Source organism: Rhodocyclus purpureus (assembly GCF_016653115.1).
GTDB classification, from domain to species: domain Bacteria; phylum Pseudomonadota; class Gammaproteobacteria; order Burkholderiales; family Rhodocyclaceae; genus Rhodocyclus; species Rhodocyclus purpureus.
The window spans coordinates 21,367-37,417 of record NZ_NHRX01000052.1 but is presented as its reverse complement, the minus strand read 5'-3'; the positions used below and the strand labels follow the sequence as shown (position 1 = coordinate 37,417).

11 protein-coding genes are annotated in these 16,051 nt (G+C 68.2%); 7 read left to right on the top strand and 4 right to left on the bottom strand.

Annotated elements, in window-relative coordinates; all coding sequences use genetic code 11:
* Positions 1 to 150 precede the first annotated feature (150 nt).
* Complete coding sequence (locus tag CCR84_RS16920) at positions 151 to 501, top strand: nucleotidyl transferase AbiEii/AbiGii toxin family protein (protein WP_201212035.1); 351 nt, start codon at positions 151 to 153, stop codon at positions 499 to 501.
* Between the two features lie 171 nt (positions 502 to 672).
* On the opposite strand, the gene CCR84_RS10560 is transcribed toward CCR84_RS16920, so the two are convergent.
* The 4 genes from CCR84_RS10560 to thiD form a co-directional block, all read right to left on the bottom strand.
* Positions 673 to 1,485 carry a 4-hydroxy-tetrahydrodipicolinate reductase gene (locus CCR84_RS10560; protein WP_201212029.1) on the bottom strand — a complete coding sequence of 271 codons (813 nt, stop codon included), beginning with the start codon at positions 1,483 to 1,485 and terminating at the stop codon, positions 673 to 675.
* A 109-nt stretch (positions 1,486 to 1,594) separates the two neighbouring features.
* A complete protein-coding gene (gene hemL / locus CCR84_RS10555; protein WP_201212027.1) occupies positions 1,595 to 2,884 on the bottom strand; it encodes a glutamate-1-semialdehyde 2,1-aminomutase in 1,290 nt (429 codons plus the stop codon).
* Positions 2,881 to 3,573 (bottom strand): thiamine phosphate synthase, encoded by a 693-nt coding sequence (gene thiE / locus CCR84_RS10550; RefSeq protein WP_201212025.1) that lies wholly within the window; start codon positions 3,571 to 3,573, stop codon positions 2,881 to 2,883. The genes hemL and thiE overlap by 4 nt, the downstream gene beginning before the upstream one ends.
* The gene (gene thiD, locus CCR84_RS10545; protein WP_201212023.1) at positions 3,566 to 4,396 is read right to left on the bottom strand and encodes a bifunctional hydroxymethylpyrimidine kinase/phosphomethylpyrimidine kinase; all 831 of its coding nucleotides are present in this window, start codon (positions 4,394 to 4,396) and stop codon (positions 3,566 to 3,568) included. Before thiD ends, thiE begins: the two co-directional genes overlap by 8 nt.
* Positions 4,397 to 4,595: 199 nt before the next feature.
* Here thiD and CCR84_RS10540 point away from each other — a divergent pair, with 199 nt between their 5' ends.
* The 6 genes from CCR84_RS10540 to CCR84_RS10515 all read left to right on the top strand — a co-directional run bounded on the left by CCR84_RS10540 (position 4,596) and on the right by CCR84_RS10515 (position 16,033).
* Positions 4,596 to 4,958 (top strand): response regulator, encoded by a 363-nt coding sequence (locus CCR84_RS10540; RefSeq protein ID WP_338052596.1) that lies wholly within the window; start codon positions 4,596 to 4,598, stop codon positions 4,956 to 4,958.
* A gap of 10 nt (positions 4,959 to 4,968) precedes the next feature.
* Positions 4,969 to 5,475, top strand: coding sequence for a chemotaxis protein CheW (locus CCR84_RS10535; RefSeq protein ID WP_201212021.1), 507 nt, complete (start codon positions 4,969 to 4,971; stop codon positions 5,473 to 5,475).
* A gap of 32 nt (positions 5,476 to 5,507) precedes the next feature.
* Positions 5,508 to 7,586 carry a methyl-accepting chemotaxis protein gene (locus CCR84_RS10530; protein ID WP_201212019.1) on the top strand — a complete coding sequence of 693 codons (2,079 nt, stop codon included), beginning with the start codon at positions 5,508 to 5,510 and terminating at the stop codon, positions 7,584 to 7,586.
* Between the two features lie 26 nt (positions 7,587 to 7,612).
* Positions 7,613 to 10,180, top strand: a complete 2,568-nt coding sequence (locus tag CCR84_RS10525) for a hybrid sensor histidine kinase/response regulator (RefSeq protein WP_201212017.1) — start codon at positions 7,613 to 7,615, stop codon at positions 10,178 to 10,180.
* Between the two features lie 109 nt (positions 10,181 to 10,289).
* On the top strand, positions 10,290 to 12,344 hold the full coding sequence (locus tag CCR84_RS10520; protein WP_201212015.1) for a ferrous iron transporter B: 2,055 nt from the start codon (positions 10,290 to 10,292) through the stop codon (positions 12,342 to 12,344).
* A 185-nt stretch (positions 12,345 to 12,529) separates the two neighbouring features.
* Positions 12,530 to 16,033 carry a PAS domain-containing protein gene (locus CCR84_RS10515; RefSeq protein WP_201212013.1) on the top strand — a complete coding sequence of 1,168 codons (3,504 nt, stop codon included), beginning with the start codon at positions 12,530 to 12,532 and terminating at the stop codon, positions 16,031 to 16,033.
* The last annotated feature ends 18 nt before the right edge of the window (positions 16,034 to 16,051 follow it).

The following is a 16,051-nucleotide window of genomic DNA, read 5'->3' as shown; positions in this document are numbered from 1 at the left end:
AGCATTTCTTGATCCCGCAGACGCTTCAATTTCGATTCACCCATCAGGTGACGTCCTCGATCAACGCCAAACTCATAGCTTGCCAGCCTTTCGGTGGCTATGCACTTCAGCAACTGAGGTTTTTAGGATGAGCGAGCGCACCACCAGCGAATTGCCCAGATTCTGAGCAGTCTGGACCCTGCACTGCTGCGCGAGCACAAGTGCCTGTTCGGCGGCGGCACCGCGATAACGCTTCGCTACGGCGAATACCGCGAGTCGGTCGATATGGACTTTCTGGTATCGGACCTCACCTGCTACCGCGAACTGCGCCAGATGCTCACCGGCAATGGCGATGAACTTGCCGGAAGCGCTCCTCTGCCAGAGGCTGCGGGCATTGCAGCGGGTTCTACCGGGGACAGCATGATCCTTGCAGCACCTGATGACGAGCATGCCGCAAAACGATGCGTCAAGCAGCCGCCGGAAGCACTCCGCACGAGCTTGCATCGCAAGCTGCGTCGGTAGCACTACGAGGAGAAGCGATCTGCCGGCGCTACTCGTGATGCAACGATGCGAGACCTGACCCCACCAGGCTTCAGGATACGCAAGTGCCGGACAGGAAGCGAGGGGAGCTCGATTCCGTACAGCAAGTTTCGATACAGCAAAACGGCATTTTTTCAAATGCACCGACAGCAGTCACTCTGTCGCAAGTTGCCGCCACGGCCTTTCGTCCGCCTTCAACAAGTCCGGATCGCCGTCTTTCAGGGTGAAGAAGGGTAACAACAGGTCCTCCATCGAATAGAAGCCCGGTCGCTTGCCACGCAGCTGATCGACGGCAAACAGGATACCGTTACCGAAAGCTTCGCGCATGATCGACTCGTGTTTCAGGCGCACCGTCTGGTAGGGGAAGCCGAACAGGATTTCATGCGTGCCGATGATCCCGCCCGCTCTCACCGTCTTGATCTGGTCTTCCGGGATATCCAGCTGGGCAGCAATCACCCTGGCCGTACCCGACACCTCGGGCTTGGTCTTGAAATGCTCCTCGATGATCTCGACATCCGTATAGGGCGCAATCTTCTTCAGGATCTTTGCTGCAAGCAGCAGGAAATTGATACCCACCGTGATGTTCGGGGAGTGCATCACGACCGTTCTCGCGCCAAGCTTCTTCAGCTTGTCCAGTGATCCCGGAGAATACTGCGAGACGGCACTGACGATCGTGATCCCCCTTCTGGCAGCTTCCTCTGCGTAGTACTCGACGCCGGAGTCGCCGGAAAAGTCGATGATGGCATCGACGGGAAGCTTGTCGAACAGCTCGGCTGCGCTGAACTCCGCTTTCGAGTAGATCAGGCCGGGTTCATCGGACTCGATTCCCAGGAACTCGGGGACCGATCGATGCTCGAGCACGGTCGACTGCCTGACGACCCACTGCAGCTTTGTCATTTTCGAGCACAACAGGACAGAAGCGACTGCCCTCCCCGTCTTGCCGAATCCAATCAGTCCAACTCTCATGCAAACTCCTTTTTAAAATCTTGACAAGCACGAAAACCTTGTTCGCTTCCAGCACACCTCCTCTTTAAAAATCTTGGCATGGGGACAGCATGGCTGTCCCCATGGCGACTTACTTCAGGCTGGCGAAGTAGGCGTCCGCCGCGGCGATGGTCGAGTCGATGTCGGCCTCGGTGTGCGCGGCCGAGACGAAGCCGGCTTCGAAGGCAGACGGCGCGAAGTAGTGGCCGGCGTCGAGCATGGCGTGGAAGAAGCGGTTGAAGGCCTCCTTGTCGCAGGCCATCACCTCGTCGTAGGTCTGCGGGCATGCGGGCGCAAAGTAGAGGCCGAACATGCCGCCGACCGACTGCGCCGAGAAGACGACGCCGTGCTTCCTGGCGGCGGCGACGAGGCCTTCGGTGAGCTGACGCGCGCGCGCCGCGAGGTTCTCGTAGAAGCCGGGGGCGCGCGTGAGCTTGAGCGTCGCCAGGCCGGCGGCGACGGCGACCGGGTTACCCGAGAGCGTGCCGGCCTGATAGACGGGGCCGAGCGGCGCGATCTTCTCCATGATCTCGCGCTTGCCACCGAAGGCGCCGACCGGCAAGCCGCCACCGATCACCTTGCCGAGCGTGACGAGGTCGGCATCGATGCCGAACAGGCCCTGCGCGCCCTGCGGGCCGACGCGGAAGCCGGTCATCACCTCGTCGAAGATCAGCACCGAGCCGTTCTTGGTGCACAGCTCGCGCATCGCTTGCAGGAATTCGGGCTTCGGCGCGATCAGGTTCATGTTGCCGACGACGGCCTCGACGATCACCGTCGCGATGCGGTCGCCATGCGCGGCAAACGCGGCTTCGAGCGCAGCGACGTCGTTGTACGGCAGCACCAGGGTGTGCTTGGCCAGATCGGCAGGCACGCCGCCCGAGTCGGGATTGCCGAAGGTCAGGAGGCCCGAGCCGGCCTTGACCAGCAGGCTGTCGGAGTGGCCGTGGTAGCAGCCCTCGAACTTCACCAGCAGGTCACGCCCCGTGTAGCCGCGCGCCAGGCGGATCGCGCTCATGGTCGCCTCGGTGCCCGAGCTGACCAGGCGCACCATGTCGAGCATCGGCAGCATCTCGCAGAGGAGGTCGGCCATGTCGAGTTCCATCTCGGTCGGCGCGCCGAAGGAGAGGCCCTTCGCCGCGGTCTCCTGCACCGCCTTGAGCACTTCCGGATGCGAGTGACCGAGGATCAGCGGGCCCCACGAGCAGACGTAGTCGAGGTAGGTCTTGCCATCGGCGTCGGTGACGCGCGGACCCTGGCCCTCGACGAAGAAGCGCGGCGCGCCGCCGACCGAGCGGAAGGCGCGGACCGGCGAGTTCACGCCGCCGGGGATGTGGCGCTGGGCACGCGCGAAGAGTTGCTCGTTGCGGGAGGCTGTGGTCATTCTCTGTTTTCCTTGAAGAGGCGTTGAAAGGCGGCGGCGCGCTCGCCGATGGCGGAGGCCGCAGAAGGGACGGAACCGGTATCGACGCCAGGCGGGTCGAACAGGTCGCTGACGACGGCGATCAGGTCGGCGCCGGCGGCGACGATTTCAGCGGCGTTGGCCAGCGTGATGCCGCCGATGGCGCAGACCGGAACGCCGAGTTCGGCACGCGCGCGGCCGAGCAGGGACAGCGGTGCGCGCACGGCCAGCGGCTTGGTCGACGACGGGAAGACGGCGCCGAAGGCGACGTAGTCGGCACCGACAGCGACCGCGCGCCGCGCGAGATCGATGTCGGCGTAGCACGAGGCGCCGAGGATGGCGCCCGGCGGCAGCGCGCGCCGGGCAGCGAGAAGGTCGCCGTCGTCGACGCCCAGATGCAGGCCGTCGGCGCCAACCGCCAGCGCGAGCGGGAGGTCGTCATTGACGATGAAGCGCGCAGCGAAACGACGGCAGAGGGCTGCGAGCGCCTGCGCCAGGCGCAGCCGACGCGCGGCATCACCGGACTTGTCGCGCAGTTGCAGGACAACGGCACCGCCGGCGAGCGCCGCCTCGGCCTTGGCCAGCAGCGTTGCTTCAGGCAGTCCGTCGGGGGTGATCGCATAGAGTCCACGCGGCAGCACGGCCGCATCCCGGAGAATCGGCTCAGACATGCTCGGCACGCACGAAAAAACGGTCGGGGATGGACTGCCCGCGGCCGGGGCTGAAGGCAGCGGCGAGGGTCTGCCAGGTGTATTCCTCGCCGGCGTAAACCGCTTCCGCGAGCGGCAGTCCGCGCGCCAGCGCGGCGGCGATCGCCGAGGCCAGCGTGCAGCCCGAGCCGTGGTACTCGCCGGGCAGGCGCGGCCAGCGGTCGCTGCGCAGGATGCCGGCGCTGCCCCAGAGCACGTTCTCGACTGCGTCGGTCCGTTCGTGCGTTCCGGTGACCAGCACCGTGCGGCAGCCGTGTCCGACGAGGCGCGCAGCACAGGCGGCGAGATCGCCCCCCTCGGCATCCGGAGCGAACCCGGCCAGCCGGCGCGCCTCGAGGCTGTTCGGCGTGAGCAGGGTGACGCGCGGCAGCAGCAGTTCGCGCAGGGCGCCGGCGATGTCCTCCTGCGAGAAGGCATCGCCACGCCCGGAAGCGAGCACCGGGTCGAGCACCACCGGGATGTCCGGGTAATCGGCGAGGATCGCCGCGATCGCCGCGATGTTGGCGACGCTGCCGGTGACACCGATCTTGAAGGCAGCGACGCGGAAGTCGGCGAGCAGCGTGCGTGCCTGCCGCTCGACCCACTCGGGATCGACCGGCAGGACGGCGCTGACGCCGACGCTGTCCTGAACGGTGATCGCGGTCAGCACCGTGAGCGGATGACAGCCGTTGGCCGCGATCGTCAAGAGGTCGGCCTGGATGCCGGCGCCGGAGGTCGGATCGCTGGCGGCGAAGCTGAGCACCAGCGGCGGCGACGAAGCAGGAGGGCTGAGTTGTTGATCCATCCCCCGATTTTAACCCGAACCCTGTCGCCATCGCCCGCGGCCCCTGTGCGCGCCCTCCGCTGCGCCGAGCGTTCCGGGTTATCATTCGGCGCAATCAAGCAATTCGTCATCACCGTCGCGACCAGCGGGCACGACTGCGTGGCCACCGGCCGATAGACCCTGCGTTTCTTCGCGACGGGAGTGAACAGGGAGCCCGACCGTGTCCATCAAGAAGATCCTCGTTGTTGACGACTCTCCGACCGAGCGCCATTTCCTCACCGAGTTGCTCGGAGAAAAGGGCTACCTGGTGCTCACCGCAGCGAGCGGCGAGGAAGGCATCGCCAGGGCGCGCGAAGAGATGCCGGACCTCATCCTGATGGACGTGGTCATGCCCGGGCTCAACGGTTATCAGGCGACGCGGACGCTGTCGCGCGACGAGCAGACACGGCACATCCCGATCTTCGTGTGCACCTCGAAGGGACAGGAAACCGACAAGATCTGGGGACTGCGCCAGGGCGCGCTGGACTACCTGGTCAAGCCGATCGACGGCGAAGACCTGCTGGCGCGCATCGCCGCGCTCTGATCGGGTGGCCATGGCGCGCGGCCTTCGCGAATTCCAGGAATATCTCGGCGCGCGGCTTGCCGCCGGCGACAAGGCACCGACCGCCGGCCTGCTCGGCTTCACTGCGGCCGGCGAGCACTGGCTCGTCGACCTGGTCGATGCCGGTGCAGTCGTGCCGGTGGCAGCGCTGACGCCGGTGCCGCTGACTCGTCCCTGGTTCGCCGGTCTCGCCAACATCCGCGGCACGCTGCATGCGGTCACCGACTTCTCCGCCTTTCTCGGCAGCGCGATGACGCCGCAGGACGCGCAGGCCCGCCTACTGCTGATCGGCATTCGCCACGGCAGCAACGCCGCGCTGCTGGTGCCTCGGGTACTCGGCCTGCGCCAGGCCGAGTCCTTCAGCGCGCTACCGGCAAGCGGCGCTGGCGAAGCGGCATGGGCACGCGGCCGCTGCGCCGACCCGGAAGGACAAGGCTGGCGCCGGCTCGAGGTCGCCGCGCTACTCGGCGACCGGCGTTTCCTCGACGTCGCCGCATAAACCCGCTGCGCAACCGGCCACGGAGACGCGTCATGAGTTCGAACACCAGCCCGCTGACCCTGCGGGCGGCACGGGAACTGCTCAGGCAGGCCCCGGTCGCCCGACAACTGCAGTGGCTCGGCGCGGCGCTCCTGGCCACCGTGCTCGGCATCGCCGCCATGGTCTATCACGACGTCCGCCAATCCTCCGGCGAGACCGCGTACATCGCCGCGGCGGGCGAGATGCGCATGCTCTCGCAGCGCATCGCCAAGGCGTCCAGCCTGGCGCTGCTCGGCGAGGAGCCGGCCTTCCGGCAAGTCGACGAGGCGCGCCATGCCTTCGCGGAGCACCTGCAGCGACTGAGCGCCGGTGGGGTCATCAACGGCAGGGAGCTTCCCCCCGCCCCCGAGGAGGTACGACCTGCCCTGCAGGCGCTCGACACGGAATGGGAGAAAACGGCGAAGGATGCCGCGCTGCTGCTGGAAATGGAGAAAAACCTCGTCTCGCTCGGCCGCGACGTCTACAGCATCAACAGCAAGAACCCGCCGCTGCTCGAACTCGCCGAACAGAGCGCGGCGCTGCTGCTGCAGAAGGACGTCGGCGCGCGCGAAATCGCCATCGCCAACCAACTGGTCATGCTGACCCAGCGCATCGCCAAGAACGCCAATGCCCTGCTCGCCGCCGACGCAATCGCGCCGGAAGTGGGCTTCCTGCTCGGCAAGGACGTCAATACCTTCGACGAGTCGCTCGCCGCGCTGCTGCAGGGCGACGGCAACCTGCGCATCAGGGCCGTGCGCGACGAATCGATCCGCGAGAAGCTCGGCGAACTCGAAACGAGCTTCCACGAGTACCGGGAAGCGGTCGGCGCGATCCTCGGCAACCTGCAGAAGCTGGTACTCGCCAAGCAGGCGGGCTCGCGCATCGCGCACGACAGCGAAGCGCTGCTGCAGGGCAGCGACCGGCTGGCCGCGGCCTTCCAGCAACTGGTCGCCGCGCGAGTCAGGCACAGCATCATCCTGGCGCCGATGGTCGTGCTCGCGGTCGGACTGCTGGCGATGATGGGCTGGGTCTACCTCGAGGACGTTCGCCGCAACATGCGCGAGGCCGAGCGCAGCCGGCGCGAATCGGAGGCCCAGAATCGCCAGAACCAGGATGCCATCCTGCGCCTGATGGACGAACTCGGCGACCTCGCCGACGGCAACCTGACGGTGAAGGCGACCGTCAGCGAAGAGATCACCGGCGCCATCGCCGACTCGATCAACTACACGGTCGAGGAGCTGCGCGTTCTCGTTGGCCGCATCAACGACGCCGCCAACCGCGTCACGCACGCGACCGAGATCGCCCGCCAGACCTCGGCCGAGCTGCTCGCCGCCGCCGAGCGCCAGTCGCGCGAGATCGAGGAGGCGGGCCGTTCGGTGCAGACGATGGCGCAGTCGATGAACGAGGTCTCCAACGAGGCCGGCCAGTCGGCGCGGGTGGCGCGGCAATCGCTCAGCGCAGCCGCCAAGGGCGCCGAGGCGGTCGAGGACTCGATCCGCGGCATGAACGCGATCCGCGAACATATCGGCGAGACGTCGAGACGGATCAGGCGCCTCGGCGAGTCCTCGCAGGAAATCGGCGAAATCGTCGCGCTGATCTCCGACATCACCGACCAGACCAACGTCCTCGCCCTCAACGCCGCCATCCAGGCCGCCTCGGCCGGCGAGGCCGGCCGCGGTTTCTCGGTCGTCGCCGAGGAGGTGCAGCGCCTCGCCGAGCGCTCCGGCGAGGCGACCAAGCAGATTGCGGCGATCGTCCGCACGATCCAGGCCGACACGCAGGACGCCGTCTCGGCGATGGAACTGTCGACGCTGGGGGTGCTCGAGGGTGCCCGGCGCTCCGATGCCGCCGGACAGGCGCTCGCCGAAATCGGCGAGGTCGGCCGCAGCCTCGCGCAACTGATCGAAAAGATCTCGAACGCGAGCGAGCAGCAGGCCGCGACGGCGACCGAGGTCGCGATCAAGACCGCGGACATCCTGCGCATCACCGAGCAGACGACCGCCGGAACGCAGCAGACGGCGCAGGCCGTCGGCGAACTCGCCGGCCTCGCCGCCGAACTCAAGGGCTCGGTTGCCGGCTTCAAGGTCGGCTGAGCGGCGACCCGCGCGCCGTACGCCCGATGCAGCGAGTCTCCCCTTCCCTGTGGCGAATCTTCCGCGAGGAAGCCAGCGCGCATCTGGCGACACTGCGCAGCGAATACGCCTCGCTGCTCGCCGCACCGGCCCCGGCGCCGATCAGTGCCGCCTTCGTGCGCGCTGCCCACACGCTGGCCGGCAGCGCCGCAAGCGTCGGTCTCGCCGGTGTCAGCGAATTGGCGAGGGCGCTCGAACACGCGCTGCTGCACGCCCGGCAGCAGGCGGCCGGCGAAGAGCTCATGGCCACGCTCGGCAGCGGCATCGAGCAGCTCGCCGCCCTGCTCGACGCCGGCGCAGAGGGCGCGGATGCAGCGAGCGAACGCGCAGCGGCCAAGCTCGTGGCGACGCTCGCTGCGCACTCTGCCAGCGCTCAGCAGCAGTCCTTGCGCGACGAAATCGACGCGCAGCTGCTGCCGACCTTCCTCGAGGAAGCCGGCGAGCTCGAACAGGAGATCGCCGCAGCGCTGCGCGCATGGCGCAGCACACCGGCCGCCGCCTCGGCACTGGCGCTGACGCGGCGGCTGCACACGCTGAAGGGCAGCGCGCGCATGGCCGGTGCGCTGCACATCGGCGAACTCGCGCACGCCATCGAGACGCGGGTCGAGGATCTGCAGCAGGCCGGAATGCCGGGAAGCGCCGACATCGACGCCGTCGAGAGCGCCATCGACGGCATCGGCCAGCGCCTCGATCGCCTGCGTGCAGCTGCGGCGCCCGCCGGCCAGCCCCCCCCCGCGACGCTCGCTCCCAGCGCTGCCGGCGACGAAGACGGCGCTGCCGCACCGCACACCCTGCGCGTCCGTCCGGGCGTGGTCGAACGGCTGGTCAACGACGCCGGCGAATTGTCGATCGCGCGCACCCGGATCGCCGGAGAGGTCGGCGCGATCAGGACGACGCTGCGCGAACTCGGCGACAGCTTGCGCCAGCTGCGCCAGCAGCTGCGCGCCTGCGCGGAACTGGAGACGGCCCAGCCCGATGGCGAACGGCAGGTGTTCGGGACCCGGCTCGTGCAAGCGGTCGACGCGGCCGCCGCGCTGCAGCACGCCGCGCTCCGCCGCACGGCGAGCATCGACGCGCTGCTCGCCACGCAGGCGCGCATCAATCGCGAGCTGCAGCAGGAACTGCTCGGCGTGCGCAGGACGCCCTTCTCCCGGATCGCCGAGCGCCTCCAGCGCACCGTCCGCCAGAGCGCCAGGGAACTCGGCAAGCAGGTCGAGCTCGATCTGCGTGGCGCGACTCTGGAAATCGACAGCGACGTGCTCGAGCGCCTCGCCGCACCGCTGGAGCATCTGCTGCGCAACGCCGTCGCACACGGCATCGAAGCGCCCGCAGTGCGCGCGGCACGCGGCAAGCCGCCCTGCGGGCAGATCACCCTGCAGCTGACCCAGGCAGGCAAGGAACTCCTGCTGACGCTTGCCGACGACGGCGGCGGACTCGACGGCGAACGCATCCGCGCGCAGGCGGTCGCCAGCGGACTGCTCGCCACTGGCGACGCCGCCAGCGCCGACCTGCTGGAACTCGTCTTTCAGCCCGGCTTCTCGACCGCCGCGCTGTCGCCGATCGCCGGCCGCGGCGTCGGCCTCGACGTGGTCAAGACCGAGATCGCGCGCCTCGGCGGACGCATCGAACTCGTCTCGCGTGCCGGCAGCGGCGTCAGCGTACACTTGCGCCTGCCACTGTCGCTGGCGCTGATGCAGGCGCTGCTGGTGCGCGCGGGCGGTGCCACCTACGCGATCCCCGCGGCAATGATCGCTCAGGTGCGCGAACTTCCGGCGGCGGAGAGCGCAGCGATCCGCAAGGCCGGAGCGGTCGACTGGCAGGGGGCACGCTACCCCCTGCGCACGCTCGGCGAACTGCTCGGCACGGGGGAACGACAAGCCGCGAGCACGGGAATGGCAGGCGAAGCACCAGGAGAAGCGGCGCCAGGAAAATCGCGGCTGCTGCTGCTCGACGGCGGCGCCGAACGCATCGCGCTGGCGCTCGAAACGCTCGGACACGTGCAGGAAATCGTCGTCAAGAAGATCGGTGCGCAGCTCGACCGGGTGGTCGGCATCGACGGCGCAACCGTCCTCGGCGACGGGCAGATCGCGCTGATCGTCAATCCGGTCGCGATCGCCAGCCGCAGGCAGCGGCTGCAGCCTGCGGCGGCCGGCCAGGGCGAGGATACCGTCGCTGTGGAGGCACGTACTGCTATGGCTGCTCCGCCGACGCTGCTGGTGGTCGACGACTCGCCCACCGCGCTGGCCGTCACCCGCAGCGTGCTGGCCGGCGCCGGCTACCGCGTCCGCGTCGCCGACAACGGTTTCGCTGCGCTCGCACAAGTGCGCGAGTTCGTCCCGGACGCGATCGTCGTCGATGGCGAGATGCCGGGGATGGACGGCAGCGAACTCGTCGCCCGGCTGCGCGCCGACGTGCGCCTCGGCAAGATCCCGGTGCTCATGCTCAGCGCGCGCGCAGCCCCCGAGCCTGGCCTCGCGCGCAAGCTCGGCAAGCCGTTCCGCGCCGACGAACTGCTTGCGGCGGTCGCCGAACTGCTGCAGCGGCAGAGCCCTTGAGGCTTACCCTCGGCAGTCGCGGCTGCCGCCCCGACCACGACCGCGGCAGGGCGCCGAAAAACATTTCACAAATGCGAACGAATCGCAATAAATGGGTTATGCTTCGCCCATGAAGAAATCGTCCCCCACCGTTTCGCGAATTCCCTTACGCGGCCCATTGCTGCGCGGCGAACGGCGTCCGCGCGTGGCGCTGGTCGGTCGTCCCTTCACCGGCAAGAGCACGATCTTCGCCGCGGCAGCGAGCCCGGCAGTGCAGCATGAACGCCTCGCCGGGGTCGGTGGCGCCTACCAGGAGTGCGTCGTCGAAGTCGGCCTCGACCAGATCTCGCTGGTCGACTTGCCGCCGATCCAGTCGCTGCTCGACCTGCCCGAAAACGACCGGATCGTCCTCAAGTACCTCCTCTGGGGTGACCAGTGGCCGCTGATCGCCGGTCACGACCGCGACCAGCCGGCGGTCGCCTTCCCCGCCCCCGACGTCCTGCTGCAGGTGGTCGACGCGACGCGGCTGGAGCAGGACCTGACGCTGAGCCTCGAACTGAGCCTGCTCGGCAAGCCGCTGGTGATCGCGCTCAACCGGCTCGACGAGGCGCGCGACAAGGGCCTCTACATCAACGTCAAGAGCCTGAGCGAGCGCCTCGGCGTGCCCGTGGTGCCGACCATCGCGCACATGGGGAAGGGCATCTCGGCGCTGTTCGCCGCCGTCGTCGAAGCGGCGCGCAGCGGGCTCTGCCCCCTGCCGCAGCCGCCGAGCAAGCACCTGCGTCCCAGCCTGCGCGAAATCAACCAGGCGATCGCGCGGCCGGAGATCGACGCCGCCTTCCGCGTCCCGCGCGCGATGCTGCTCGCGCAACTGGCCTGCGCCGACGCGTACTTCGGCAGCGAACTCGGCATGCACTTCCCGGAAGTGGTCCCGCAGATCGAGGCGACGCGCGCCGCCGCCGCGCGCGAGCTGCCGCGGCCGCTCGCCGAGGAACTGCTCGCCGACCGCCACCACCGCAGCGCGCAACTGTTCGCCGCGGTCACCACCCCGCGCAGCCCGGAAACCGGTGCACGCTGGCGCTACTGGCTCGACGAGCTCTTCCTGCACCCGCGCTGGGGGCTGTTCGGCAGCCTCGCGGTCTTCGCGCTGGTCCTCTTCTTCGTGTTCGAAGTCAGCGCCGTGCTCGATTCGCTGAGCTCGGCGCGCCTCAACGAATGGGCCGGAGAGTGGCAGCCCGACTCGACCCTCGGCGTCGTCGGACGCGCGGTGGTCGATGGGCTGATCGGGCTGGTCGGCATCGTCGTCCCCTACATGCTGCCGCTGGTCGTGCTGCTGGTCGCGCTCGAGGAGACGGGGATCATGTACCGGGTCGCCTTCGTCCTCGACCGCGGCTTCCACCGCATCGGCCTGCACGGCGGCGTCGCCGTTCCCTTCCTGATGGGGCTGGGCTGTAACGTGCCGGCGATTTCGGCGGCAGCCACGAGTTCGTCTGGACGCGAACGGGTGGTGGCGGCGATCCTGATCACCTTCGTGCCCTGCTCGGCGCGCTCGGCGATCATCCTCGCACTCGGCGCCAAGTACCTCGGCATGCTCGGCGTCGTCGTCATGTTCCTGCTGCCGCTCTTGACGATCGCCCTGCTCGGGCGCGTGCTCGCGCACCGCTTCTCCGACGACACGCCCGGCCTGATCCAGGAAATCCCGCCCTACCGGCTGCCGGACTGGCGCTCGCTGGCGCAGAAGACCTGGGAGCGCACCAGCGACATCGTCACCATCGTCACGCCGCTGCTGGTGGTCGGCAGCGTGGTCCTCGCCCTGCTCACCCACTTCGGCGCCGACGCCGCGATCAACAGCGCGCTGACACCGGTGACCGCCTGGTGGCTCGGCCTGCCGGTCGTGCTCGGCGTGCCGATCCTGTTCGGCATCCTGCGCAAGGAGCTGTCGCTGCTGATGATCTACCAGGCGCTCGGGACACAGGAAATCGTCCCCCTGCTCGACTGGGCCCAGATCTTCACCTTCCTCGTCTTCATCACCTTCTACATCCCCTGCCTGTCGACATTCGCCGTGATGCTGAAGACGCTCGGCCGGCGCGATGCGTGGTTCTCGGTGCTGCTCTCGGTGGGCGGTGCGCTGCTCCTGGCCGGGCTGGCGCGCGTCGGCGCCGAGGCGGTGAAGCTGCTGCTCTAGCCGGCGACGCGCGCCGGTCCGGCTGTCGTCCGCTGCAGGCCCGGCGCGGCAGCCTCCCGTGCTGCCTCCATGAGCCAGAACCTACTGTTACGTAAACGTGACAAGCAAACCCGTACGCATGAAACGACAATAATGGGATAAGATTGCGACCCAGAAAGGTATGAATAATTCATGGAAAGCGAGGCATGCGCAGCCGACTCGACACAGAACAGATCGACAAGCTGATCGATACGATCCCGGGGGTCGTCTATCAGATCCGCTTCCCCCAGGTCGGCAACTGGAGCTTCGTCGGCATCAGCCGCGGGATCGAGCGGCTGGCCGAGGTCTCGGCGGACGAGATCTACGCCGACGCCGGCATCTTCCGGCAACTGATCATCGACGAGGACCGCGAACGCCATCTGGAAGCCATGCGCCGCGCCAGCCGGACCCTGCAGCACTGGGCGCACGAGTACCGGATCCGCACGCGCAGCGGCAGGCTGAAGTGGATCCTCGGCCAGGCCACGCTGGAGAAGCAGTCCGACGGATCGGTGCTCTGGTACGGCACCCTCAACGACATCAGCGAGCGCAAGCAGGCCGAGCAGCATCAGCGCGAGCGAGCGATCACGCGCTCGCCGGCGGCGCTGGCGATGCTCGACCGCGAGCTGCGCTACCTCGCTTGCAGCCCGCGCTGGAGCGTGCTGCACGACCTCGGCGAGCGTGACCTGCTCGGCCTTGCGCACGACGAACTCTTCCCCGACTACCCGCCACAGGTTTATGAGGCCCACCGCCGCGGGCTGTCAGGGGAACTCGCCTACGTCGAGGATTTCTGCATCGCGGCAGCGGACGGCAGCGAGCGCTGGCTGCGCGGCGAGGTGTGTCCCTGGTACGAGGCCGAAGGCAGCGTCGGCGGGATCGTCCTCTTTGCCGAGGACGTCAGCGAGCGTAAGCGGGTCGAACGCGCCCTGCGCGACAGTGAGGAGCGCCTGCGGCTGGCCGCCGAGGCGGCGCAGTTCGGCGTCTTCGCGCACGACCTTGTGACAGGAGAAGCCTTCTGGTCGTCGGGAATGCGCGGCATCCTCGGGCGCAACCCCGAGGATGCGCTTCCGAGCCCCTGCGAGGTGCCCGAGTTCGTGCATCCGGCGGATGTCGAGCTGGTGCGGGCAATGTACGACCGGATTGCCGACCCCGACGGTGACGGCGAGATCGACGACGTCTTCCGCATCGTCCGCCCGAAAGGCGAGGTACGCTGGGTCCAGGTCAAGGGCCTGGCGCAGTACGACGGAGAGGGCAGCGACTCGCGGCCGGTGCGCGTCAACGGCGTGCTGCTCGACGTCACCGCCAGCAAGCAGGCTGAACAGGCCTTGCGCGACAGCGAGACGAGCCTGCGGCTGGCCGCCGAGGCGGCACATTTCGGCGTCTTCGAGCGCGACCTGGAGACCGGAAGCGTCTTCTGGTCGGCGGAAATGTGCGCGATTCTCGGCATCGCGGCCGACGAGGTGCCGCAGCTCTTCGAACGGGCCCCCGACTTCGTCCATCCGGACGACGCGGAATCGGTGCACGCAGCCTTCGAGCACTCCTTCGATCCTGCCGGCGACGGCGAATTCGACAACACGCACCGCATCCTGCACAAGGATGGCAGCGTCCGCTGGATCCAGGTCAAGGGGCGCACGCAGTTCGCCGGCGAGGGTGAGGCACGCCATCCGCAGCTCGTCCGCGGCGTCGTCGTCGACGTCACCCGGCTCAAGCAGGCCGAGGCTGCCCTGCAGGCGAGCGAGGCCGACCTCAAGCGTGCGCAGCAATTGGGGAAGATCGGCAGCTGGCGCCTCGACATGCAGAACGGTCGACTGAGCTGGTCGGAGGAGACCTACCGCATCTTCGGCATTGCGCAGGACCGGCCGGTCGCCTATGAAGACTTCTTCGCCTGCATCCATCCGGAAGACCGGGAGCGCGTGCGCAGCAGCGGGCAGGCGGCCCGGAAGGGCCTGTGCTGCGAATATGAATACCGGATCGTCGCCGCCGGGCAGCTGAAATGGGTGCGCCAGCAGTCACAAATCGAACTCGACACGGACGGCGCCTGCATCAGTATTTTCGGCACCGCGCAGGACATCACGGCGCGCAAGGAAGCCGAGCAGGCGCTGCGCCAGGCCAAGGAAGCGGCCGACGCGGCGACCCGGGCCAAGAGCGCCTTCCTCGCGCACATGAGCCACGAGATCCGCACCCCGCTGAACGTGATGATCGGCGTCGGTGAACTCCTGCGCCAGGACATCAGCGACCCCGCGCAGGCGCGCAAGCTCGATCAACTCCGCGCCAATTCCGAGCATCTCCTGGCCATCGTCAACGACATCCTCGACCTTTCGAAGATCGAGTCCGGGCAGACCGAGATCCAGAGCCGCGACTTCCGGCTCGACGGCCTGCTCGAGCGGGTGATCCGTCTGTTTGCGGACCAGGCCGCCGAGAAAGGATTGTCGCTGACGGCCGAAGTCGCGCCGCGCCTGCGCGAGCTGCAGCTGCGCGGCGATCCCCTGCGCCTGTCGCAGGTCCTCATCAACCTGGTCGGCAACGCGATCAAGTTCACCGACCGCGGCGAAGTTCGCGTCAGCATCGCCGGCTGCCGTGAAGACGAGGACGCTGTCGCGCTGCGCTTCAGCGTTGCGGATAGCGGCTGCGGCATCGCGCAGGAAGACCGGCAGCGGCTTTTCCAGCCCTTCACCCAGGCCGAGGCGTCACAGACCCTGCATTACGGCGGCACCGGGCTCGGGCTCACCATCAGCCAGCGTCTGGTATCGCTGATGGGCGGCCGGATCGAGGTCGACAGCCTGCCCGGCCAGGGTAGCACCTTCACGTTCGATCTGGTGTTGCCGCGCGCGCAGGCGCCGGAGGCAGCCAGCGCGCCTGCCCTGCAGGCCGTGCACGACTTCTCCGGCAAGCACCTGCTGCTCGCCGAGGATCATCAGCAGAGCCGCGAGATCGTGCGCGAGATGCTGGAGAGAGTCGGCTGCGTGGTCGACATCGCAGCCGACGGCGCCGAGGCGGTCGAGCGCGCGCACAGTGCCAGCTACGACCTCATCCTGATGGACATGCAGATGCCGCGGATGAACGGACTGGAGGCGACGCGCGCCATCCGTGCGCTGCCCGGATGCGGTGCGACGCCGATCATCGCACTGACGGCCAATGCCTTCGTCGAGGATCGGGAGCGTTGCCTGGCAGCGGGAATGAACAGCCATGTCAGCAAGCCGGTGACGATGGCGGTGCTCGCCGCAGTGCTCGGCCAATGGCTGGTCGCTGCCGGCGGCGCGAGCCGACCCGGCGCCGACACGGCGGCGAGCGAGCTTTGCCACCCGCTGTTGCAGATTCCGGGGATCGAGGTCGACGCCGGATGGCGCTCGTCGGCGGAACGGGTCGCTCACTACCGTTCGCTGCTGGAGAAGTTCGTCGACAACAACAGCGACGCCATGCTGCGGCTACGCGCGCATCTCGCTGCCGGCGATCGGACGGCAGCGCTGGCCCTCGCGCACGACCTGCAGGGAATCGCAGGCTTCATCGGTGCACGCCGCGTCGCCGCCCTGGCGAACGAGATCGGCCAGTGCCTGCGCAGCGCTGCCGACGAGCCGGTCATCCTGTATCTGGTGGAGCAGTGCGCTGCCGAGTTGCGGGGCCTCGTCGCGGCCGTCGAGGACTTGCCGGCCGCGGCGGAGGTCAGGGCGGCCTGAGCCTGTATCGGCGGGGAC

What these genes read in the sequence shown, in the direction of transcription:
- hemL (WP_201212027.1), bottom strand. Translation starts at nt 2,884, where the DNA reads ATGACCACAGCCTCCCGCAACGAGCAACTCTTCGCGCGTGCCCAGCGC.
- CCR84_RS10520 (WP_201212015.1), top strand. Translation starts at nt 10,290, where the DNA reads ATGAAGAAATCGTCCCCCACCGTTTCGCGAATTCCCTTACGCGGCCCA.
- CCR84_RS10530 (WP_201212019.1), top strand. Translation starts at nt 5,508, where the DNA reads ATGAGTTCGAACACCAGCCCGCTGACCCTGCGGGCGGCACGGGAACTG.
- thiE (WP_201212025.1), bottom strand. Translation starts at nt 3,573, where the DNA reads ATGTCTGAGCCGATTCTCCGGGATGCGGCCGTGCTGCCGCGTGGACTC.
- CCR84_RS10560 (WP_201212029.1), bottom strand. Translation starts at nt 1,485, where the DNA reads ATGAGAGTTGGACTGATTGGATTCGGCAAGACGGGGAGGGCAGTCGCT.
- CCR84_RS10515 (WP_201212013.1), top strand. Translation starts at nt 12,530, where the DNA reads ATGCGCAGCCGACTCGACACAGAACAGATCGACAAGCTGATCGATACG.
- CCR84_RS10535 (WP_201212021.1), top strand. Translation starts at nt 4,969, where the DNA reads ATGGCGCGCGGCCTTCGCGAATTCCAGGAATATCTCGGCGCGCGGCTT.
- thiD (WP_201212023.1), bottom strand. Translation starts at nt 4,396, where the DNA reads ATGGATCAACAACTCAGCCCTCCTGCTTCGTCGCCGCCGCTGGTGCTC.
- CCR84_RS10525 (WP_201212017.1), top strand. Translation starts at nt 7,613, where the DNA reads ATGCAGCGAGTCTCCCCTTCCCTGTGGCGAATCTTCCGCGAGGAAGCC.